This is a genomic window from Amycolatopsis albispora (genome assembly GCF_003312875.1).
Lineage (GTDB): Bacteria > Actinomycetota > Actinomycetes > Mycobacteriales > Pseudonocardiaceae > Amycolatopsis > Amycolatopsis albispora.
In genome coordinates, this window is sequence record NZ_CP015163.1 from 6,295,763 (window position 1) to 6,316,225 (window position 20,463).

Genomic DNA, 20,463 nt, shown 5'->3' on the forward strand with positions numbered 1-20,463 from the left:
CCCGTGGACAAGACCGACCCTTTGACCCAGAAATCCCGGCAGGCACTGCACGACGCCCAGACGAAGGCGGTGCGCTTCGGCCACACCGAGGTCGACGGTGAGCACCTGCTGCTGGCGCTGCTGGACGACCCGGACGGACTCGTGCCGCGGCTGCTGGCCCAGGCCCAGGCGGACCCGGACACGCTGCGCACCGCGCTGGAGACCGAACTGGGACGCCGTCCCAAGGTGTCCGGGCCCGGCGCCGCACCGGGGCAGATCTTCCTCACCCAGCGGCTGGTCCGGCTGCTCGACACCGCCGAGCGCGAGGCCAAGCGGCTCAAAGACGAGTACGTCTCCGTCGAACACCTGGTGATCGCGCTGATCGAGGAAGGGACCACCACCGCCGCGGGCCGGCTGCTGCACGAGCACGGCCTGACCCGCGACCGGTTCCTGCAGGCGCTGACCGCGATCCGCGGCAACCAGCGGGTCACCTCCGCGATGCCCGAGGTCGCCTACGAAGCGCTGGACAAGTACGGCCGCGACCTCGTCGCCGACGCCGCCGCAGGCAAGCTCGACCCGGTCATCGGGCGTGATGCTGAGATCCGCCGCGTGGTGCAGATCCTGTCCCGCAAGACCAAGAACAACCCGGTCCTCATCGGCGACCCCGGCGTCGGCAAGACCGCCATCGTCGAGGGCCTCGCGCAACGCATCCACCGCGGCGACGTGCCCGAAGGGTTGCGCGACAAGACCGTCTTCGCCCTCGACATGGGCTCTCTGGTCGCCGGCGCGAAGTACCGCGGCGAGTTCGAGGAGCGGCTCAAGGCCGTGCTCAACGAGGTGAAAGCCGCCGAGGGCCGGATCCTGCTGTTCGTCGACGAACTGCACACCGTCGTCGGTGCCGGCGCCGCGGAAGGGGCGATGGACGCCGGGAACATGCTCAAACCGATGCTGGCCCGCGGCGAGCTGCACATGATCGGCGCCACCACGGTCGACGAGTACCGCAAGCACATCGAGAAAGACGCCGCCCTGGAACGCCGCTTCCAGCCCGTGCTCGTGGACGAACCGGACGAGGCCGACGCGATCTCGATCCTGCGTGGGTTGCGGGAGCGGCTGGAGATCTTCCACGGCGTGAAGATCCAGGACAGCGCCCTGGTCGCCGCCGTGACCTTGAGCCACCGCTACATTTCCGACCGGTTCCTGCCGGACAAGGCCATCGACCTGGTCGACGAGGCTTGCGCGATGCTGCGCACCGAAATCGACTCGATGCCGGCCGAACTCGACGAGCTGACCCGGCGGGTGATGCGCCTGGAGATCGAGGAAGCGGCGCTGGCGAAGGAAACCGACCCGGCCAGCCAGTCCCGGCTCACGGAGTTGCGCAAGGAGTTGGCCGACCTGCGCGCCGAAGCCGACGCCATGCGGGCGCAGTGGGAGGCCGAACGTGCCGCGCTGCGCAAGGTGCAGTCGCTGCGGCAGGAGATCGACCAGGTGCGCCATGACGCCGAGCTGGCCGAACGCGACTACGACCTCAACCGTGCCGCCGAACTGCGTCACGGCAGGCTGCCCGAGCTGGAACGCCGCCTGGACGCCGAGGAACAGCAGCTGACGGCCAAGCAGGGCAGGCAGCGGTTGTTGCGTGAAGTCGTCACCGCGGACGAAATCGCGGCGATCGTGTCGCGCTGGACAGGCATCCCCGTGTCCCGCCTGCAAGAAGGCGAACGCGACAAACTCTTGCGGCTGGACGAAATCCTGCACCAGCGAGTGGTCGGCCAGGACGAGGCCGTGCAACTGGTCGCGGACGCGATCATCCGCGCCCGGTCCGGCATCAAGGACCCGCGCCGCCCGATCGGGTCGTTCGTCTTCCTCGGCCCCACCGGCGTCGGCAAGACCGAACTCGCCAAAACCCTTGCAGCGGCGCTATTCGACACCGCCGACAACATGGTGCGCCTGGACATGAGCGAGTACCAGGAACGCCACACCGTCTCCCGCCTGGTCGGCGCCCCACCCGGCTACGTCGGCTACGAGGAGGGCGGCCAGCTCACCGAAGCGGTGCGCCGCAAGCCGTACTCGGTCGTGTTGTTCGACGAGATCGAGAAGGCCCACACCGACGTGTTCAACACGCTGCTGCAGGTCCTCGACGACGGCCGGCTCACCGACGCCCAGGGCCGCACCGTCGACTTCCGCAACACGGTCATCATCATGACCTCCAACATCGGCTCGGAATATCTGCTGGAGGGCGCGACGGCGGGCGGGGAGATCAAACCGGAGGCGCGGGAGCGGGTGATGGCGGCGTTGCGCGGGCACTTCCGGCCCGAGTTCCTCAACCGGATCGACGACATCGTGCTGTTCAAACCGCTGACCGAGGCCGAGATCGAGCGCATCGTCGAGCTGATGACCGACGAGCTGCGCGGCCGGCTCGCCGAACGCCGGATGACCCTCCATCTGTCCGACCCGGCGCGGCATTTCATCGCCCAGCAAGGGTTCGATCCGGTCTACGGCGCCCGACCGCTGCGCCGGTTCATCGCCCGCGAGGTCGAAACCCGCATCGGCCGCGCCCTGCTCGGCGGCGACGTGCACGACGGCGCCACCATCCACATCGGACTATCCGACGGTGGGCTGACGGTCAGCTTCGACAACCCCAACACCGGCCCGAGCCAGGACCCGGCCGACCGAGTAGCCGCCGGCACCGGGTCATAACCCACAACACCAGACGACAACGGGAGGTGAATCCTCATGGTGCGGCGCTACACCAACGCGCTCAAGACCGCGCTGCTGCTCGGTGTGCTCACCGCGCTCATCCTCACCATCGGCTACGCGCTCGGCGGCAGCACCGGACTCATCGTGGCCACCGTGCTGTCGCTGGTGATGAACGGGGCCGCCTACTTCTACTCCGACACGATCGCGTTGCACGCCATGGCCGCCCGCCCGGTCAACGAAGCGCAGGCACCCGAGCTGCATGCGATGGTGCGCGAGCTGGCCACCAGTGCCGGCCAGCCGATGCCGCGGCTGTATGTCAGCCCCATCGCCCAGCCCAACGCGTTCGCCACCGGCCGCAGTCCCCGCCACGCCGCGGTCTGCGTTACCGACGGCATCCTGCGTCTGCTCACCCCACGCGAGCTGCGCGCGGTCCTGGGCCACGAACTGTCCCACGTGTACAACCGGGACATCCTCACCTCCAGCGTCGCCGCCGCCCTGGCCGGGATCCTCACCAGCCTGGCCAACCTCGCCCTGTTCCTGCCCATCGGCTCGTCCACCGAGGACGACGACGGACCCCACCCGGTGGCCGCGCTGCTGATGCTGATCCTCGCCCCCGTCGCGGCCGGGCTGATCCAGCTCGCCATCAGCCGCAGCCGCGAATACCAAGCCGATGTCGACGGCGCGGATCTCTCCGGCGACCCGCTCGCTCTAGCAAGCGCCCTGCAGAAGATCGACCAGTGGACACGGCGGCTGCCGCTGCCCGCCGACGCTCCACACGCCGCCTACGCCCACCTCATGATCGCTCACCCGCTCAGCGACGACGGGGTGGCGGCGCTGTTCAGCACCCACCCGCCGACCGCCGAGCGCATCCGCCGCCTGCGGCAGCTAGCCAGCCAGGTAGCGGCCGGCCCGTCGGGTCCAGCGCGCCCCGCGCCCCGGTCGAGTTGGGCGGGTGCACTGGCCCCCACGATGAGGAGCCTCGCGCGATGAACAGCACAGTTAGCCCTCGAACGGCGCGGATCTGCGGTGCAGTCGCGGCGGCGGCCATTGCGCTGTCAGCCTGCACGACCGGATCGAGCAATCCCGCCCAGCCGAACGCCACCACCACCACCCCGGCCCCCGCGGGGCCAGGGGCCGGGTACGCCGACGTGGTCGACCGGGTCAGCCCCAGCGTGGTCACCGTCCAGGCAGGCCAGGACCTGGGCAGCGGGGTCGTCCTGCGCCCGGACGTCGTGGTCACCAACCAGCACGTCGTGGGAACCCAGCGAGAGGTCACCATCGCCTACGCCGACGGCGCCCGCTCACCCGGCACCGTCCTGGCCACCGACACCATCACCGACCTCGCCGTCGTGCGCACCGACCGCAAGAACCTGCCCGTGCCGCAGTACCGCAACGACCTGCCCCGGCCCGGTGAACGAGCCCTGGCCATCGGCAGCCCCCTGGGCTTCGAGAACTCGGTCACCGCCGGCATCATCTCCGGGCTGCACCGCGAGATCCCCGGATCCGCCGGCCAAACCCAGTCCCTTGTGGACCTCATTCAAACCGACGCCTCGATCTCCCCCGGCAACTCCGGCGGTGCACTGCTCGACACGCAAGGCCGGGTCGTGGGCATCAACGAGGCATACATCCCACCCGCCGCAGGGGCGGTGTCTCTCGGGTTCGCCATCCCCTCAGCCACCGTCACCGACATCGCCGACCAGCTGCTCACCAAGGGCACCGCGACCCACCCCTACCTCGGGATCTCACTCGGCCGGCTCACCCCCGACATCCAACAAAAACTCGGCGTACACACCGACCACGGCGCACTCGTCCTCGGCATCGACCAAAGCGGTCCCGCCGCCGCCAGCGGCATCCGCACCGGCGACGTCATCACCGAATTCGCCGGCACACCAATCCGCAGCGTCGAGGACCTCCTGGCTGCCCTCCGACACACCCAGCCAGGACAGAAGGTGCCGGCCACCCTCATCCGCGCAGACACATCCCAATCCGTCACCCTGACCATCGGCTCGCGCACCGGCTGAGCACCCTCAGCACCCACGTTAATCGGTCCGAGCGGCGGCTGGGAACGCCACCACCGCCCGACGAAACGGTTCAACACGCTGACTTGACAGGGAAGCGCAGCGGGGCGACCAGCCGTCCTCCGGGCGCGAGCTGTTGCCACCACTGCGCGGGAATGTCCCACGGCGAGACGGTGGCGATCATGCGGTCGTACGGGGCGTGGTCGGGATAGCCGAGCCCACCATCGCCGGTGATCACATGCACGTCGCCGTAGCCGGTGGCGGTCAGGGCCCGCTTGGCTTTCGCGGTGACGTCCGGGTCGATGTCGATCGTGGTCACCAGGTCCGCGCGGCCGGTCAACTGGGCAAGCAGGCAGGCGTTGTAGCCAGTTCCCGCGCCGATTTCCAGGATGCGGTTGCCGGGTTGGACGTGAAGCTGGTCGAGCATCGCCGCGACCAGCCACGGCGCCGACGCGCAGGACAACGACCGGCCATCCTGGAACCGGTGGGTGATCACCGCCTGCCACGGGTCGTAGGCAGTGGCCAGTGGGGCGTCGGGCACGAACTCATGACGTGGTGTGTCCAGCAGGACCCGCGCGACCTCACTGAGCTGCGCGTATCCCGACTTGCGGACCTTGGCGACCATCTCCGCGCGCAGCGACCCCGGCGACACGGTGGTGGTATCGGTGCCCATCGCTTCCCTTCTAGTTCAACGATCAACTATGTGGACGGCCATGGTCAGCATGGCCCGGTTACGACGCATCCAGATATGAGACAGGGCGGACACCCTGGGTTGTTCGGGCAGAAATGCTCTCGACAGAGCGCGCCGCTAAGGCAGCACCTCCCTCTCGGCGCAGCCCGAGGTAGTCAACTGCGAATGGGCCATGTCATCAAGCGCGTTCGGGCAGTGCCGTGGAGGCGCGGTTGAGGCGTCACCAAGCTTGACCTGCATGAATATCGCGACTCGTCGCTGACGATTCCACCATTCGGGGCATCCAACCTCCGGGTCGTTCCTTCACAGGCCAGGACACGGCGGGCCTTGTCCCCCTGCAATGTCCGGGTCGGCTGCGACGTCGGCTTAGGCTGGGTCAGGTGATTGACCAGTTGACCGTGGAAGCGGCGGTCGCGGACGCTCGCCTTGCCGCGATGGAGTTCGATGACGCCCAGACGTGGCTCCACGCCCACCAGTCGCTGCTGAAGCCGCTCGCGGCCGAGGTCTGGGTCACCGACCCGACGTACAGCCACGTCTTGCTGGTACGGCACCGCGTGCGCGGATGGGTGCCGCCTGGCGGCAAGGTCGAGCCAGGCGAGACGCCGCGGGCAGCCGCAGCTCGTGAACTCGTGGAGGAGGCCGGCGTAGCGGGCGAGCTGCTGCCTATGCCGGCCGCGGTGGCTGTCCGCTCCTTCCGCGCCGACTGGGCGCCGACGCTGAGCCTGTCCTACGGCGCCGTCGTCGACCGCGACGTGCCGCTCGGCGGGGAGACTGGGCAGCCATCGAGGTGGGTTGACCTGGACGAGACGTGGGAGAGCGTGTTCCCCGAGGACCGCGAACGTATCCGCGCGTACGTACGCCGATTGGCAGCGGGGAACGTGGTGGGGGCGCGCTGAGACCCGTCGCCGGTGCACGGTCAGAGGACCTTGTCGATCAGACTCAGGATGTCGTCGGGCAGCGTCACCAGTTGGAGCTCGTGCAGGAATCGAACCCACACCGGCTCCAAGCCGGGCTTCGCGGTGAACTGCTCCTCGCTCAGCTGCCCTTCGGCGTAGGCCGCGGTGCGGTGCGCGTGCTGCTGGAGCTGGTCTTGGTGCAGCCATCGGGGTGCGCGCACCTCTTGGGCAGAGGGTCGGATCGGGCCAGAGGTCTGGGCCCGATAGATCCACCACTGATGGCCCACGCGGTCGCTGGTCGGTCGGCGGCAGTGGTTGGGCCGCCATGCGGTCAGCAGCAGGTGAAGTGAGGTGACGGTCAGGCCGACTTCCTCGGCGACCTCAATGCGGGCGGCTTGCTCGGGGCCTCCGTGCTGGTCGACATGACCAGCGACCGGCGCGATCCCCGCAGGGGGCCTCGCGCGTTCGAAGACCAGCAGCCCGTCCGGTGAGGAGATGAGCACGCCGACGGCCGCGTGGTCGCAGTACTTGATCCTGCTGCCGTGGCTACTGGTCGGTGGCGGGGCGGTCAACGTAGTTCCCTGGGTCGCTGTGCGACAACCACGAGCCAGCTCGTCACGGTAGGCGTGTCGGGCGTGGTCAGCGAGTACGCCTTGTCGAGGATGTCCATCCGCTGAGCGTGGGTGAAGTCCCCGTCGGGTCGAGCGAAGACCGGAATCGACAACCACGCCTTCTTCTCGGCCATCGTGCTGCGCTGGGCGACGACCTCGGTGTCGAGCACGGTCAGTCCGGCGACCGACAGGTGGTCGGCAATCGTGTCCAGTGGCAGCTTCGGAGCTGGCTCGGCGGCTGGAGGCGGGGCGTAGCCGTGGTCACGGGCCGCGACCTGACGGATCAAGGTGTTCAGCGAGGGGCCGGTGCGCACATTGGTCTCGTCGGGGTGGCGGACGCCGGCAAAGCCGCCGCCGACGTTGAACACGAACCGGCCGCCGGGTCGTAGGACCTGGTGGACGGCGGCGAACACCTGTGGCACGTCGGTCTTCCAGATCGCGGAGTTGCACACCACCGCGTCTGCCGCGCCGGGAACGTGGCCGACCAGATCTTCGGCTGGTGCGGTGACCCAGCTCAGGCGTGGGTCGGCCAGGGTGCGTCGGCCAACGCGCTGCATGGCAGCGGCGTTGTCCAGGGAGACGACCTGGGCGTCGATCGGCACGAGTTCGAGGATTGCCTCCGCGGTCGCGCCGGCTCCGCCGCAGAGGTCGACCACCAGCCGGCTGTCGGTGAGATCGGCGCGGCGAGCAAGGTCCCGGCTGGTGGCCGAATACATGGGGAAGGCACGGGTGAAGGCGGCGTACGCCTCGGCAGTGGTGTCCTCGTCCCAGCCGAGAAGGGCGTCCAGTGGTGCCATCGCGGGTACCTCGCTTCAGGGCGCAGGCCAGGCTCGTTGCGGACGGACGCGACGAGCCGGGGTCGGTTAGAAGAGGGAGTTCTGGAAGGCGGCGGCGGGCGAGGTGAACGGGCCGAGCGTGATGCGGCGACCCTTGAGGGTGCCGAGGTCGAGCACGTAGTCCACTTCGTCGTCACCGTCCAGGGCGGCCAGCACCTGGGTGCCGACGCACGAGACGACGGTGAAGCCGTGCTCACCGTCGCGCAGATCGTGTGGGTACAGCATCCGTACGCCGTCGGCGACGCGCATTCGGTCGCCTTCGGCAGGAGGAGTCCACGTCTCCAGCATTGCCGGAGTGTTCATCGCTGCGAGCGCGTCCGCGGCGCGGGAGACGTGACGGTCGTGGGTCGCGCTCGCGGTGGACAGGTCGGTCAGATTGGCCAGCGCCTTGAGCTTGGTCGAGGCCCGGATGGTCTGGGGCACCTGCAGGCCGCGGGTGATGGCGTCTTCGAGGTGGCGTACGGCGCGGCCGTCGGCGCTCTTGGTCAGATAGGTCGCGATCAGGGCGCCTTGTTCGTCGAGGCGGGATTGCCTGCGTGGTTCGGCTGCAGTGCCGACCTTGGTGGCGCCGTCGGCGAAGGTGGCGAGGTAGAGCCAGTGCGGCTGGTCCATGTACTGGCGCAGGGCCGCGGGGACGTTGCCGTCCTGGTGGAACTGGTGGGCGAAGCGGAACTCGTCCTGGCGCAAGCACCGAGCGCACTGGTCGCCCTGCTCGGTCGGCGCGCGGTCGGGACACGCGAGGGCCTCGACGCGCACCGTGTCGGCGAACTGGTACCGGCCGGTGCACCACCGGCCGGTACCGACCGCAAAACCGAGTCGCTGGTTCATGATCTCGGCGTAGACCAGCGGCCCGTCGGGCAGCGGGGCCAGCAGCAGCCGGGGATTTCCTGTCGCCCAGGTGATGCCGTGGCACACGTACTCGCCGCCGGTTGGTCGGGTCGCTGGCATGGTGCGTTCCTCGTGATGACTGTTGGCGGGGTCAGATGGCGAGCTGGAGGCGGTCGGCGAGCGCTTCGGCAGCGGTCTTGAAGACCGCGTCGCGGTCCATGTCGGTCACGTCCATCGACAGCCATCCGCCGCGCTGCTCGTGCTCGCGCAGCTTCGCGAGAACGGTGTCCTGGTAGCGGATGAAGTCCTCGTCCGCGCCGCCGGAGTGGCCGGTTTCCAGGGAGCTGAATTCGCCCTTGCGGGCGAGCGCGTCGCGGGCGCTGATGCGCAGGAAGAACACCAGGTCGGGTTCGGTGAGGTGGGCGAAGACCTGCTCGGCCAGGCTGGTGGAGACGTCGGGATTCACCGCGTAGCGAGCGAGGATCTTGTGGTGGGCGTTGTCGAGGATCACGTGGGTTCCGGCGGCGAGGGCGGGCTGGATGACGAGTTTGTCCTGGAGGGTGTACCAGGCGGCCAGCGCCAGCAGCCAGTAGTGATCGCCGCACGCCTGGGCGACGCGCGCGTCGCGGCGATAGACCAATGCGTTGAGCCTGTCGACGTAGGCGGACAACTCGGCGTCCATCGGGACTTCGGTGCTGTGCTTGCCGATCAGGATCGTTTCGTGGCCGGCCTCGTTGAGCGCTTGGTGCAGGCGGGTGGCGAGGGTGGACTTGCCCGCGCCGTCGATGCCGACGACCGTGATCTCGCGCCCGCGCGCAGGGTTGAAAAGTGGTGCTGCGTTCGTCATGTTGGTGCGCTCCAAGGGATCAGATCGGCCGGGCGGCCAGTCGGTTGGCGACGATGTCTTGAATCTGTCTAATTAGGACGGTGCGCCGCCGGACAACGTCGCTGTGACGCTCGTTGGACAAGTCCGCGGGGTAGTGGCGAGCAAGGTTGTTGGAAATGACATGCAGGTAGCCGAAATCGATCCCGGCGTCGCGTGCTGCAACTCCCATAGGGCCGATCTCGGGATCGACGAATGCGTGCTCGGCGTGCTCGGTCAGCCAGTCCCTGTTCTCCAGCAGGATCGAGGGTGACGTGACGTGGATGCCGGTGTGCACGCCTGGTTGGGCGGTGGCGAAGTCGCCGAAGAAGTCAGGCCACGCCACGAGGCTGCCGCCGACGAGGCTTGTGTTTCCGGTAGCCAGCCGCGTGTTGGGCTCGATGTCGGGGTTCAGCGCACCGACTTTGCCGACGTAGACGACGTCGCGGGCACCGAGCTCGGCCAGGCGCGTGACCACGCGTCCGGCGACGTCGCCCCAGATGCTGTGGAGGAACCCGAGGTAGACCACTCGTCGGCCGTGGATCTGAGCGCGTTGCCAGGCGTAGCCGTGCCCGTAGGTCCACGCTCCGTCGGCAGGAGCGAGGTGCGCCAGGCCCCAGCCGACGATCACGAGGTCGCCATCGAGTTCGAGGCCGAGCTTCGCCACCGCCTCGCGGGACAACATCGGGTCGGGCAACTCGTAGGTGACCGTGTCGGCCGGTTTTCCTGTCATGGACAGGTACGTGGCGATGATCAGGGCGTAGTGGTGGACGTAGTCGGCACCGGGGAACGCCTTGACGATGAGGTCACGGCCGTGGACCTCGGCGGTGGGGCGCTCGAAGTTGAACAGCTTGCCGGTCTTCTCGTGCGTGGAGATCACGGCTTCGCGGTCGTAGCCGCCGACGACGTGGATGCTGTCCCAGTCGTGGTCCTGGATGAGGTGGTGGACCTTGATCTGTAGGTAGCGCAGAAGGCGGTCCGGGGCCATCGTGTGCCCGTCCACCGCGATGGGGGACGTCTGCAACGCCGAGCTGGCTCCCGCGGTCGGGATTGTGTTGGCGAGGAGGCTCATCAGGCCGCCTCCGGGATCCGCACGCTACTACCCGCCGCTTCGCGGACGACGGCGATGTTCCGCCGGATCAAGTCGAACCGCTCTTCGGGGATCCGACCCAGATTCTCGATTCGAGGGGTCGGGGGTTTCTCGTAGGGACCGTCGGGCAGCATCTCGATGCCCATCGCGCCGAGGATGACCGGGGCGGCGCCGTCGACCGAGGCGATCCATTCGTGCTCGCGCTGTTCGACGAGTTCCAGGTGCCCGGTGCGGCCGAGGCCGAGCAGCCGATAGACGATCCGGTCCTCGACCATGCCGTGGTCTTCCAGGTACCGGGTGGCCGCCCAGCGGGTGCGGCAGAGCTGGTCTTCGGGCGCGGGACGTCGTGATGCGGGCAGCGCGATCGCTCCGACGTATTCGTTGGAAGCGAAGTAGTCGTAGCAGCGCAGCCACTCTTGATCGTCTGCCGCGTGCAGCACGACGCACAGGCGGAACTCGTCGCTGAGGTCGAGGATCTCGCGAGCGGCTTCGTCGCTGGCCTTGATGGTGGCGAGCCCGTCGCGCATGACGTCCGGGAGGATGATCTCGCGGGCGTCCACGATGTGGGCCGCCGCGATCAGGTCGGCGGCCGGCAGGGCGTGGCCGAGATCGAAGACCCCGTTGTCGACAATGATCTCCGCACCCCGCTGCGCCTCGCGGTGGAAGAACGCGCGGTAGGCAGCGTCGGTCAGAACACGCTGGGCCGCCACGTGGTGGACGCTGGCGGGCTCCTGCGCGACGAAGACGTTCAGGTAGTCGGGCGGGGCGATCGCGGAGAAGGCGATGCTCTTGGCCATCAGGCGACCCTCCACCTGTCCGTGGCGAGGGCGAGGAACTGTTGGGAGAGCACAGGATCACTCTCGAATCGGCCGCGGGCCTGCAGTGTGGTGGTACGAGCTGCCTCCATCCGCACGCCCCGCGCGCTCATGCACAGATGCGTGCCACGAACCGCGACGGCCACGTCGGTACTGCCGATCACGACGGCGATCTCGTCGGCTACCTGCCGGGTGAAGCGCTCCTGCACCTGAAGGCGGCCCGCGTATTGCTGTGCGATTCGACCGAACTTCGACAGGCCCATTACTTCGCCGTCCGGTACGTAACCGATGGCGACGTCCAGGTTCATGGGTAGCAGGTGGTGCTCACACAGCGACCAGACGCTCATGCCGCCGATCACCACCAACTGGCCGCTCAGATGTTGCTCGGGGAAGCAGGTCGGGGCGGCCGACGGCTCCGGGGAGAAGAACCCGCGCCACCACGCGGCGACCCTGGCCGGCGTGTCCGACAGACCCTCCCGTCCAGGGTCCTCGCCGATCGCGGCGAGGAGCTGGCCGACAAGATCGGCAACGCGCTCAGTGTCGACCGGGCCCGGCGACACCAGGTCCTGGCTTTCGCTGGGAGCAAGCCTGTCGAGGGTGTTGGTCACGGACTTCGCCTCGCTTCCGGGAGTGGTGAATGGGTCAAGGACGTCAGCGGCGGCGGCTCCTGATAGCGCCACGGCCCGCAGGTGCGGGGACGACATGCCGGGCGCAGCGACAGTGACCGCGAGCACCGCGATCCAGTGCTCGGTCTGGGAGTCGGTGTCACCGCGCTCCGGTCAGGATGTGCAGGCGGGTGGAGACGTTCCATCCGCGTTCAGTGGCCCGGCCGTAGAGCGCGTCCATGCCGGCCAGAACCTTCTCCTGGGTGGTGCCTTCCGGCATCACCCACACCGGAGCCAGGTGGTGTTCCTCGACGAGCTGGGCGATCTCGTCGAGGTCGCGGTCGGGCTCGGTGACAACGAACTTGAACACTGCGCGGTCTGTCGCGACCAACGCCGAGAGGGCTTCGGGCTTGATGCGGGTGGAGTAGGTCATGCCAGAGTTCGCGAGTTTCGGACTCACCACCCAGAGATCGACCAAGGAGGTGAGTTCCGGTGTGGGTGCGACCGTGCCGTTGGTTTCGACCTGCACCCGGATGTCGGCCAGGCCGCGGGCGAGGGCGGTCATGGCGGGCTGCTGCAACATCGGCTCCCCGCCGGTGATCACCATCATGTCCACGCCGCGCTCGCGCACCCACGACACCAGCTCGGCGACGGGGACTCGGTCGCTGACCTCGACCGGGTTGTACCTGCTCCAGTCCCAGCTCTCCGGGGTGTCGCAGTAGCCGCACCGGAGGTTACAGCGGGAGAATCTGACGAACACGCAGCGCTGCCCTGTCCAGGGGCCTTCGCCCTGGAACGACTCGAACTTCTCCGTGAGAATTGCAGAACCCTCTACCCGTTCGGGAGCCAAGGTCAGCGTGTTCACGAGGCATCGCCTCGTTCCCACAGGCCAGTGGTGGTCCCCGAGTCGACCCGTACGGATACGAGTCGACCGCGGATCTCCGGCTCGACGTTGTCGACGAACCAGCCAGCCAGGTGGGCGACCAGCGCAGGGCCGGCGGCACGTAGCCCCGCGTCGGCGGCAGGGGCCTGGAGGTAAGCCCCGAACGGCTTCAGGTCGCCGAAATCGGTGATGAACCCAACCTCGTCCAGCCCGTCCGCCCCCAGCACCAGCGTGACGTCACCGTGGCCGGTCTTGAAGGTCTTCGAGATCGTGACCTCGCCGGTGACACCGTCACAGCGTGCCGACGTGGTCGCGGTCTCCGAAACAACCATCGCGACGAGCGTGATCGGCACCGCGGACTCAACGTTGTCCCGGAACCACTCGGCAAGGTGAGAAGCGAGAAGCTCGCTCGTCGGGTGGAAGGTGACCTGCTCGTTGAGCAATCGGTGGTCAAACGTCGCGGCCAGATAGTCCCCAAGAGGCGTCAGGTCACCGGGGCCGTCATTGTGCACGAGCGCCGATGCGGTCACCGTGTAGTTGTGGCCGTGGTTGCGGCTGCACTTGTGACTGGCCGGCAACAGTCTCAGCTCATGGCTGGCGCTGAAACCGAACGACTGCGAGATGGTGATCTGGCCGTCCGCCACACACTTCTCCTCAGCGGCCTTCATGTAGCCCTCCTTCGTCGGTCATGCCGAACAGCACTCGGACCGATGTGCGCTGGCGGCGGAACTGCTCGTACCGGCACGAACGACGCAGCGACGGAAAGTCCGGGGGCCGAACCGAGCCGTGACGATCTGTAGTACCTTCGCTACCGGTGAACCTTACTGCGATATCAGAAAGGTAATAAGGTTGAGGTCTCGCTGTCGAGGGCAGCCTTGCTGCCTTACGACTAAGGTCAACGGTGGGAGCACCCCCCACCAGGAGACGCAAGGAGGGCGAGCGATGACCGATGCCGGCCCGTGGACGAGCGTGTCGATGCCGTACGTGAGCGGCCACCGCGGCGACGCCTGGAGCGCCGAGGCGGCAGAGCACGGAGGTACGGGAACCCAGAAGCTGCTGGGTGTGGAGGAGGTGTCCGCCTCCGCGATGGTGGCGGACATGCTCGGCCTGGCTGCAGGCGAGCCGGTGGTCGTGCGGCGCCGCCTCATGCTGTTCAACGACCACCCAGTCGAGCTCGTCGACTCGTACTACCCGGTGAACATCGCTCGGGGCACCCGGCTGGCCGAGCCCCGCAAGATCCCTGGCGGAGCCGTCGCTCTCCTGGCTGACCTCGGACATCGGCCACGCCGCGTACGTGAAGACGTCAGCGCGCGGCTTGCCACGCCGCACGAACGGACCACGCTGGAACTGAACGACCCGTCCTGCGTGCTGCTGCTCGCCCGTGTGCTCCTCACCGGAGACGAACGGCCTGTCGAAGCCAGCCTGATGACGATGGTGGCCGACGGACGACGGCTGCGATACGAGCTGACGCCATGATCGCTCTAACGACGTCTCCAGGAGCCGACTTTGCCTCGCGCCCGTGACAGCCGGCCCCGGCACCAGCAAATCGCAGCGGAACTGCGCGATCTCATCATGCGTGGCGAGCTGAGCCCTGGTACGCAACTGCCGTCCACCGCGCAACTCGTGGAGCGGTACGGCGCAGCGAACGCCACCATCCAGCACGCGCTGAAGGCCCTGAAGGACGAAGGCTTCCTCGACAGCCGTGTCGGCAAAGGCGTCTACGTCCGCGACCGGCAGCCGTTCGTCATCGACGCCTCCGCCTACATCACGCCCGAACCAGGCCGGTTCCGCTACCAGTTGCTCAAGGTCGACAACGTCGTTCCACCGGCGGACATCGTCGCCGGATTGCAGCTGACGCCGGGCGCTACCGCGATCCTCCGCACCAGAATCCTCCTCCACGACGACCAGCCCGTGGAGTTGTCCGCGTCCTACTACCCCTCCGAGATCGCCGACAACAGCAGCCTGGCCAAGGCCGCGAAGATCCGCGGCGGCGCGCCCCAAGCCCTCGCCGACCTCGGGTTTCCTCAGCGGACCTTCGTCGACCGGATTTCGGCACGATCCCCGACGGTGGAGGAAGCCGAGACACTGGACCTTCCAGATGGGACGCCGGTGATCCGGCAGTTGCGTGTCATCTACAGCGACAACGAGCGCCCCGTCGAAGCCTCGGTCCTCATCAAGGGCGCACACCTGTATGAGCTGTTGTACCGCCAGACCGTAGAGACCGAGTTGGGCTAGAGCCACGATGCCAAGGGTTTCGATTTCAGACACGACAACTGCATTGGTGACGATCTCCTCATCGGTCACGCCCTCGAATTACGACTTGGTCCGAGACCTCAATGCGGTGCGTCGAGCGTCCCCGCCAGCACGTCCGCGGGAACGGGAACTCCCCATAGACGTGGAGGGTGGTCTCGTCGCCCGGCATCCCCAGCGGTGCGTTCTGGTGAACGTGCTTCTAGGTACTCGGGCTGCCGCCGAAGACGGAAACTCGCCCAGACCGCAGCGACCCCAGTCAAGTGGGGATGATCAACGACGGCCAGAGCGGAGACGCGGCGCCAATGAGGCGGCAATGAGGCGGCACCCGACTTGACCTGCGCAAACGCCATTTTTACGGCAGTAGTCCGAACGGGTGCTGCTCGCCGAGCGGGTGATCAGGCTTGACCGGTAGCTGGTTATCGTGGCATTGGACCGACGGAGCGAGGTGATGTTCATGGGCGACCGGCGAGAGGCGTTCGCCGCGCGGCGTGAGCTGATGGGCTACACCCAGGAGAGCCTCGCAGCAGCCGTCGGTGTGGAGTTCTCCACCGTCGGCCGGTGGGAACGCGGTGATCTGACGCCGCAGCCGTACCGGCGGCCCCGCATCGCGAAGGCACTCGGTCTCACCCTCGAAGAGCTGGGCACGTTGCTCGCACCGACACCGTCCGGGCCGAACGGCACCTCGGCCGTCGCCCTAGCCCAGATCGCGGGAGCGGATGTCCTCCCTGTTCAGCCAGACCTCGCGGAGACAGACGACATGAACCGTCGCGACCTGCTACGCCTGTTCAGCATGACCGGCGCCTTGCTGGCGTTGCCAGCGGCCGAGTCGGCTGTCTGCGACGCGGAAAGGCTCGCTGCGGCGGCTCGAACTGGTGCCGTGGACTCGACGGCAGTCGCTGAGTTTGAGCAGCTCAACAGCCATCTGTGGCGTGTATATGCCTTCGCATCGACCAAGAGCCAGGTACTTCCCCTGGTCCGCGCCCAGCTCGACGTACTGTCCGAAGGCTTGCGTCGACCACAGTCACCGGCTACCCGGCAGCGACTCTGCGAGTTGTCCGCCGATCTCTTCCAGTTGGCGGGCGAGATCTTCTTCGACGGTGATCGCTACACCGACGCCGCCCACTGCTACACCCTCGCCGCGACAGCGAGCAAAGAAGCCAATACCCCTGACCTCTGGGCCTGCGCGCTGACCAGACACGCCTTCATCGCCGTCTACGAACGCCGGTTCAACGAAGCCGCCCCGATCCTGGAACTGGCTGCAGACCTGGCCCGCCGCGGCAACCCCGGTCTCTCGACTCGGCATTGGATCGCCGTCGTACAGGCCGAGACTTTTGCCGGACTCGGAGACCTCGATGCCTGTCAGCGTGCACTCGACACCGCCGCCGAGGTCCAGCACCTGCAGGAGCCGGTGCACAACGGCGGCTGGCTCCGGTTCGACGGCTCCCGTCTCGCCGAGGAACGCGGCACCTGTTACGTCACCCTTGGTCGCCCTGATCTCGCCGAGGCCGCTTTGACCGACGCACTGGCCGGCAACCTGACCGCTCGGCGAAAAGCAGGCGTCCTCACTGATCTGGCGATGATCGGCGTGCACCGGCGCGATCCCGACCAGATCGTCAACTACGCCTCCGCCGTCCTGGCCACCGCTCGCCAGACGGGCTCTGGAGTCGTCGTGCGCAAGCTGCGTGGCCTACAGCCGCACTTGGCACCCTTGCTCACCAACCAGCAGATCCAACAACTCGATGCTGAGATCAACAGCCTTATCGGCAGCCATGCCGCTTGATGGAGGACAACAGGATGCAGGATGACCGAGGCCGCGTGTTCCGCGAGGCGTGGATCGCTGGAGTCACCAAGCACTACCCCGGCGAGCCCAAGCCCGGATACATCACGCCGTGGGACCAGACCCCGGACTGGGAGCGCGACGCCGCGACCGCTGTATACGACCAGGTCTTCGCCTTCATCAAGGCTACCGATGGCGCCACCGCCAAGCTCACCCGAGACCAGAAAGGCCGTTTCGTCGCGCTGTGCTGGATTGGCCAGATCTTCAAGCACTTCCCCGAGCCGAAGGCGTCCTACGTCGCGGACTGGGACGACTTGCCGGACTGGCAGAGGGCGACGGACATCGACATCTTCGAGCGCATCGAACAGGACGTGTAACCCCTATGCCGGGGCAAGGCAAGCATCGTCTTTAAGCCCAGGCGTAGCGGACGTGTGAGCGGGTGGAGTGAGGTAAACGCGTGGGAAACAGGCGTGAAGCGTTCGCAGCTCGACGCGAGGCGATGGGCTTCACCCAGGAGAGCCTCGCTGCTGCCGTCGGTGTGGAGTTCTCGACCGTTGGCCGGTGGGAGCGCGGTGCCCTGACTCCTCAGCCATGGCGCAGGCCCCGCATCGCGACAGCGCTTGATGTTTCCCTCGATGAATTGGACGCCCTGCTCGGACCGGTCTCGGCTGACGCCCCGACAAGTCCGTCACAGTTGAGCACCGGACAAGAAGTCCCAGGGCAATCCCACGGAACCTCCCTGGCGCTGCCAGGCTCCGCTTCCACTGGCGTGGCCGGATACGACCCGACTGCACATGTTGACGTGGGAGCCAGCCCAGCCGAGTTCCTCAAGCCGTTGACCTTGGACGTGCAGCCTCCTCGGCGTGTCGGGTGGGCCGAGGTCGAGCAGGTAAGGCTGATGACGCGCACGCTGGCCGCCAGCGAGAACCTCTACGGCGGCGGCATGGCCGGTGAGGCAGGACTCGCCCACCTGCGGTGGGCCAGCCGCCTGCTGAGCTCTCAGGCCGGCACCAGCGTCGAAGCAGGGATGTTCGAGGCCGTCGGGAACCTGGCGGGGGTTGTGGCCTTCTCAGCGTTCGACGTCGGAAACCAGGACGCCGCAGCACGATGCTTCCGTTTCGGCCTATGGTGCGCAGAACAGGGCGGGTCGTGGGAACTACGCGCCGCGACGCTCGCCGACATGGCGCGCCAAGCCATCTATTTGGGCAACTTGGACGACGCCCTGTCGTTGATCGAGTTCGCCCAAGTCCGGGCTGACCGGCTGACCGCCACCGCGAGGGCGATGATCGGCGTCGTCCGCGCTCGATTGCTGGCGATGCTGGGCCGCCACGACGAAGCGCGAGCTGAGGTCGACCGCGCCGACGAGCATTTCGTCGGGCGTCAAGCGGAGACGGACCCGCCCTGGCTGATCTACTACGACGAGGCTGAACATGCGGGCAGCAGCGCGCGAGCACTCACTCCACTCGCTATGACCGACAAGCGGCCGGGTGACGCCGCCGGACGCCTCGAAACGGCGATCCGCTTGCACAGCGACGCTTACCCTCGCTCACGGGCATTCTCCAGGACGCGGTTGGCGACTTTGAACATGACGATCGGCGACCCGTGGGAGGCCGTCGACATTGGACGGCAAGCCATCGCCGATGCGCCGATGTTGCACTCGCGGCGGATGAGCGAGGAACTGTCCAAACTGGTACGAGCGTGTGAACCTCACCTGTCAATACCAGAAGTGGCCGAGCTCTCGGACTTCGCGACATCGGCCATGACCAATGTCTGATGTGGACACGAACTTGGTCCTGTCGCGAGATCCACGTTACGTGCTAACGGCAGCGGGCAGGAAGGCCGGCGTATCAACCGCGGAAGCGATGTTGATCCGCGACGGTACGAACGTCATCTACCAGGTGGCCGGTAGGGTCGTCGCTCGTGTGGGCCCTCCGGGCTCGCAGCTCGTGGCCGCCCGTCAAATCCAGGCGTCGCGTTGGCTGGCTGATGCCGGGATCCCCGTCGTGCGTGCCGTCGACGACATCGACCAGCCCACGGTTGTTGGGAATCGGCCCGTCACATGGTGGGTACAGCTTCCTGACCACCGCCACGCCACGCCGGCCGAACTCGGCGCGGTACTGGGGCGCCTTCACGCCCTAGAGGTGCCGGAATCGCCTTCGTTCCCCGTTGTTGACCCCTTCGAAGGGCTACGCGAGTCAATCGACGGCGGAACCATCCTGCCCGAGGATGACCGGGCCTGGCTTCGAGATCTCGCAGGGCAGCTGCACAGTGAGTACTTGGTGCTGGTTCCGGAACTGCCTCGGCGCGTCATCCATGGCGATGCCTGGCAGGGCAACGTTGTTGTCCCCAGGGCAGGCGGCGCCCCCGTGCTGCTGGATCTCGACCATGTCGGGATCGGGCCTCCTGAGTGGGACCTGGTCTCCTTGGCGGTCGATTACACCGACTTCGCCCGGATCACGGAGGTGGACTACCAGGCTTTTGTGGACGCTTACGGCGATTACGACATGACCGCCTGGCCCGGCTACCGCACCCTGGCGACGATCAGAGAACTCCGGTGGACTGCCTTCGTCCTCGGCAAAGCCACAACCAGCCCAGAAGCCGCGGAACAGGTACGCCATCGGGTGGCGTGCCTGAGAGGCGAGATCGAACGGCCGTGGTCGTGGTCCGCCTTCTGAGACCGGAGTACACGTTGACATCACTCTCGGCCGCCAGCCGCGTCGTGCCTCACAAACTCTTGGCCGACCTCCGAGCGGCGCGCGGTCGACAGCTGCCACTCGAAGCCGTGCTCCACGAGTGGCGGCTGTGCCCCTTGAGCGGCGGTCGCAACAGCGATGTCTTCCAATGGGGCGAAGTCTGCCTGAAGCTCTACCGCAAGACCGACAAGAACCGCGTGGCTCGGGAATGGCACGGATTGAACCATGTTGCTGGACTTGGTCTCGCTCCGCAGCCACTATGGCGGGACGATCATCCAGACCAACCCGCACTCGGCATGAGCTTCGTTCCCGGCCGACCGATACCCGAGCTGACGAATCCCGAGCTGGTGCTGCCGTGGATTGCCGCCGCCACCGGAGCCATGCAAGCACTGCCGATGGCTGAGCCGTTGGCCTCCTGGCCACGAGTCGATTCGATCACCCACTACATCGCGCGGTTGACCGACATCTGGCCACAGCAGTTGGCCGCCGCCGACGACGCACATACAGGGAAAATGCGGACCTTGCTCGACCGCTGGGAGGCTAGCGGGGATGTCGGCCTTTTGCGTCGCCCCACGCCAGCCGTGTTCTCGCGCGGCGACGCCAACTTGCTGAACTGGCTGTCTGAGAACGAAGGGCTCCACGTCGTCGACTTCGAGTTCAGCGGCTGGAGCGATCGGGCGGTGGACGCTGCAGACCACATCGAGCACATCAGCGCTCGGCAAGTTCCCGACAGCACCTGGCGGACCCTAGAGGACGACTTCGGCGTGAACCGGCAGAACCGGTCAAGGTTCGCTGCCGCCCGACGCACAATCGCCCTGCGATGGCTGGCCGTCCTCTGGCGACGACGCGACGAACGTGAGCCCGAGTTCCTCGCCCAACTCGATCGTGTGTGCGCGCTGTTCTCGTAGTTTCTAAGCGAGGGCGTCCTTACG

The 20,463-nt window shown here is 67.3% G+C and carries 21 protein-coding genes and 1 pseudogene; 12 read left to right on the top strand and 10 right to left on the bottom strand.

Annotated features, from left to right (window positions below; all coding sequences use genetic code 11):
- Nucleotides 1-3: 3 nt before the first annotated feature.
- Genes clpB through A4R43_RS29805 form a run of 3 tightly spaced genes read left to right on the top strand, consistent with a single transcriptional unit; the run spans nt 4 to nt 4,694 of the window.
- Complete coding sequence (clpB, locus tag A4R43_RS29795) at nt 4-2,673, top strand: ATP-dependent chaperone ClpB (RefSeq protein ID WP_098085313.1); 2,670 nt, start codon at nt 4-6, stop codon at nt 2,671-2,673.
- Between the two features lie 36 nt (nt 2,674-2,709).
- Entirely contained in the window at nt 2,710-3,663 is a 954-nt protein-coding gene (locus tag A4R43_RS29800; protein ID WP_098085316.1) for a M48 family metalloprotease, read from the top strand.
- On the top strand, nt 3,660-4,694 hold the full coding sequence (locus A4R43_RS29805; RefSeq protein ID WP_205215107.1) for a S1C family serine protease: 1,035 nt from the start codon (nt 3,660-3,662) through the stop codon (nt 4,692-4,694). Before A4R43_RS29800 ends, A4R43_RS29805 begins: the two co-directional genes overlap by 4 nt.
- A gap of 70 nt (nt 4,695-4,764) precedes the next feature.
- Here A4R43_RS29805 and A4R43_RS29810 read toward each other — a convergent pair whose 3' ends face one another.
- On the bottom strand, nt 4,765-5,364 hold the full coding sequence (locus A4R43_RS29810) for a methyltransferase domain-containing protein (RefSeq protein ID WP_098085319.1): 600 nt from the start codon (nt 5,362-5,364) through the stop codon (nt 4,765-4,767).
- 398 nt (nt 5,365-5,762) lie between these two features.
- Between A4R43_RS29810 and A4R43_RS29815 the strand changes: the two genes are divergently transcribed.
- Nucleotides 5,763-6,278, top strand: a complete 516-nt coding sequence (locus tag A4R43_RS29815; protein WP_269467510.1) for an NUDIX domain-containing protein — start codon at nt 5,763-5,765, stop codon at nt 6,276-6,278.
- 20 nt (nt 6,279-6,298) lie between these two features.
- Here A4R43_RS29815 and A4R43_RS29820 read toward each other — a convergent pair whose 3' ends face one another.
- The 9 genes from A4R43_RS29820 to A4R43_RS29860 all read right to left on the bottom strand — a co-directional run bounded on the left by A4R43_RS29820 (nt 6,299) and on the right by A4R43_RS29860 (nt 13,476).
- The gene (locus A4R43_RS29820) at nt 6,299-6,850 is read right to left on the bottom strand and encodes an NUDIX hydrolase (protein WP_098085322.1); all 552 of its coding nucleotides are present in this window, start codon (nt 6,848-6,850) and stop codon (nt 6,299-6,301) included.
- A complete protein-coding gene (locus A4R43_RS29825) occupies nt 6,847-7,686 on the bottom strand; it encodes a class I SAM-dependent methyltransferase (RefSeq protein ID WP_098085325.1) in 840 nt (279 codons plus the stop codon). Before A4R43_RS29825 ends, A4R43_RS29820 begins: the two co-directional genes overlap by 4 nt.
- 66 nt (nt 7,687-7,752) lie before the next feature.
- Nucleotides 7,753-8,673: a DUF2797 domain-containing protein gene (locus A4R43_RS29830; RefSeq protein WP_098085328.1), complete on the bottom strand. Its 921-nt coding sequence runs from the start codon at nt 8,671-8,673 to the stop codon at nt 7,753-7,755.
- Nucleotides 8,674-8,704: 31 nt separating this feature from the next.
- A complete protein-coding gene (locus A4R43_RS29835; protein ID WP_098087045.1) occupies nt 8,705-9,400 on the bottom strand; it encodes a dTMP kinase in 696 nt (231 codons plus the stop codon).
- 19 nt (nt 9,401-9,419) lie between these two features.
- The gene (locus A4R43_RS29840) at nt 9,420-10,487 is read right to left on the bottom strand and encodes a hypothetical protein (protein WP_199542608.1); all 1,068 of its coding nucleotides are present in this window, start codon (nt 10,485-10,487) and stop codon (nt 9,420-9,422) included.
- A complete protein-coding gene (locus tag A4R43_RS29845) occupies nt 10,487-11,302 on the bottom strand; it encodes a hypothetical protein (protein ID WP_110341284.1) in 816 nt (271 codons plus the stop codon). The genes A4R43_RS29840 and A4R43_RS29845 overlap by 1 nt, the downstream gene beginning before the upstream one ends.
- Nucleotides 11,302-11,928 (bottom strand): GTP cyclohydrolase I, encoded by a 627-nt coding sequence (folE, locus tag A4R43_RS29850; protein ID WP_199542610.1) that lies wholly within the window; start codon nt 11,926-11,928, stop codon nt 11,302-11,304. The genes A4R43_RS29845 and folE overlap by 1 nt, the downstream gene beginning before the upstream one ends.
- Before the next feature lie 157 nt (nt 11,929-12,085).
- On the bottom strand, nt 12,086-12,790 hold the full coding sequence (locus tag A4R43_RS29855; RefSeq protein ID WP_205215108.1) for a 7-carboxy-7-deazaguanine synthase QueE: 705 nt from the start codon (nt 12,788-12,790) through the stop codon (nt 12,086-12,088).
- Nucleotides 12,787-13,476 (bottom strand): 6-pyruvoyl trahydropterin synthase family protein, encoded by a 690-nt coding sequence (locus tag A4R43_RS29860; RefSeq protein ID WP_110341286.1) that lies wholly within the window; start codon nt 13,474-13,476, stop codon nt 12,787-12,789. Before A4R43_RS29860 ends, A4R43_RS29855 begins: the two co-directional genes overlap by 4 nt.
- A gap of 274 nt (nt 13,477-13,750) precedes the next feature.
- On the opposite strand from A4R43_RS29860, the gene A4R43_RS29865 reads away from it, so the two are divergent.
- The 8 genes and pseudogenes from A4R43_RS29865 to A4R43_RS29895 all read left to right on the top strand — a co-directional run bounded on the left by A4R43_RS29865 (nt 13,751) and on the right by A4R43_RS29895 (nt 20,439).
- Nucleotides 13,751-14,284: a GntR family transcriptional regulator gene (locus tag A4R43_RS29865; protein ID WP_110341288.1), complete on the top strand. Its 534-nt coding sequence runs from the start codon at nt 13,751-13,753 to the stop codon at nt 14,282-14,284.
- Nucleotides 14,285-14,380: 96 nt separating this feature from the next.
- On the top strand, nt 14,381-15,043 hold the full coding sequence (locus A4R43_RS29870; protein ID WP_233520026.1) for a GntR family transcriptional regulator: 663 nt from the start codon (nt 14,381-14,383) through the stop codon (nt 15,041-15,043).
- Nucleotides 15,044-15,509: 466 nt separating this feature from the next.
- Entirely contained in the window at nt 15,510-16,841 is a 1,332-nt protein-coding gene (locus A4R43_RS29875) for a helix-turn-helix domain-containing protein (protein WP_233520027.1), read from the top strand.
- Nucleotides 16,842-16,855: 14 nt separating this feature from the next.
- Nucleotides 16,856-17,215: a hypothetical protein gene (locus A4R43_RS29880; protein ID WP_110341576.1), complete on the top strand. Its 360-nt coding sequence runs from the start codon at nt 16,856-16,858 to the stop codon at nt 17,213-17,215.
- A 122-nt stretch (nt 17,216-17,337) separates the two neighbouring features.
- A pseudogene (locus tag A4R43_RS44220) lies at nt 17,338-17,430 on the top strand (helix-turn-helix domain-containing protein); the annotation flags it as partial.
- A gap of 306 nt (nt 17,431-17,736) precedes the next feature.
- Nucleotides 17,737-18,612, top strand: a complete 876-nt coding sequence (locus A4R43_RS29885; RefSeq protein WP_233520039.1) for a hypothetical protein — start codon at nt 17,737-17,739, stop codon at nt 18,610-18,612.
- Nucleotides 18,613-18,700: 88 nt separating this feature from the next.
- A complete protein-coding gene (locus A4R43_RS29890) occupies nt 18,701-19,513 on the top strand; it encodes a phosphotransferase enzyme family protein (RefSeq protein WP_233520028.1) in 813 nt (270 codons plus the stop codon).
- Nucleotides 19,514-19,620: 107 nt separating this feature from the next.
- Entirely contained in the window at nt 19,621-20,439 is an 819-nt protein-coding gene (locus A4R43_RS29895) for a phosphotransferase (RefSeq protein ID WP_168214097.1), read from the top strand.
- Nucleotides 20,440-20,463 lie beyond the last annotated feature (24 nt).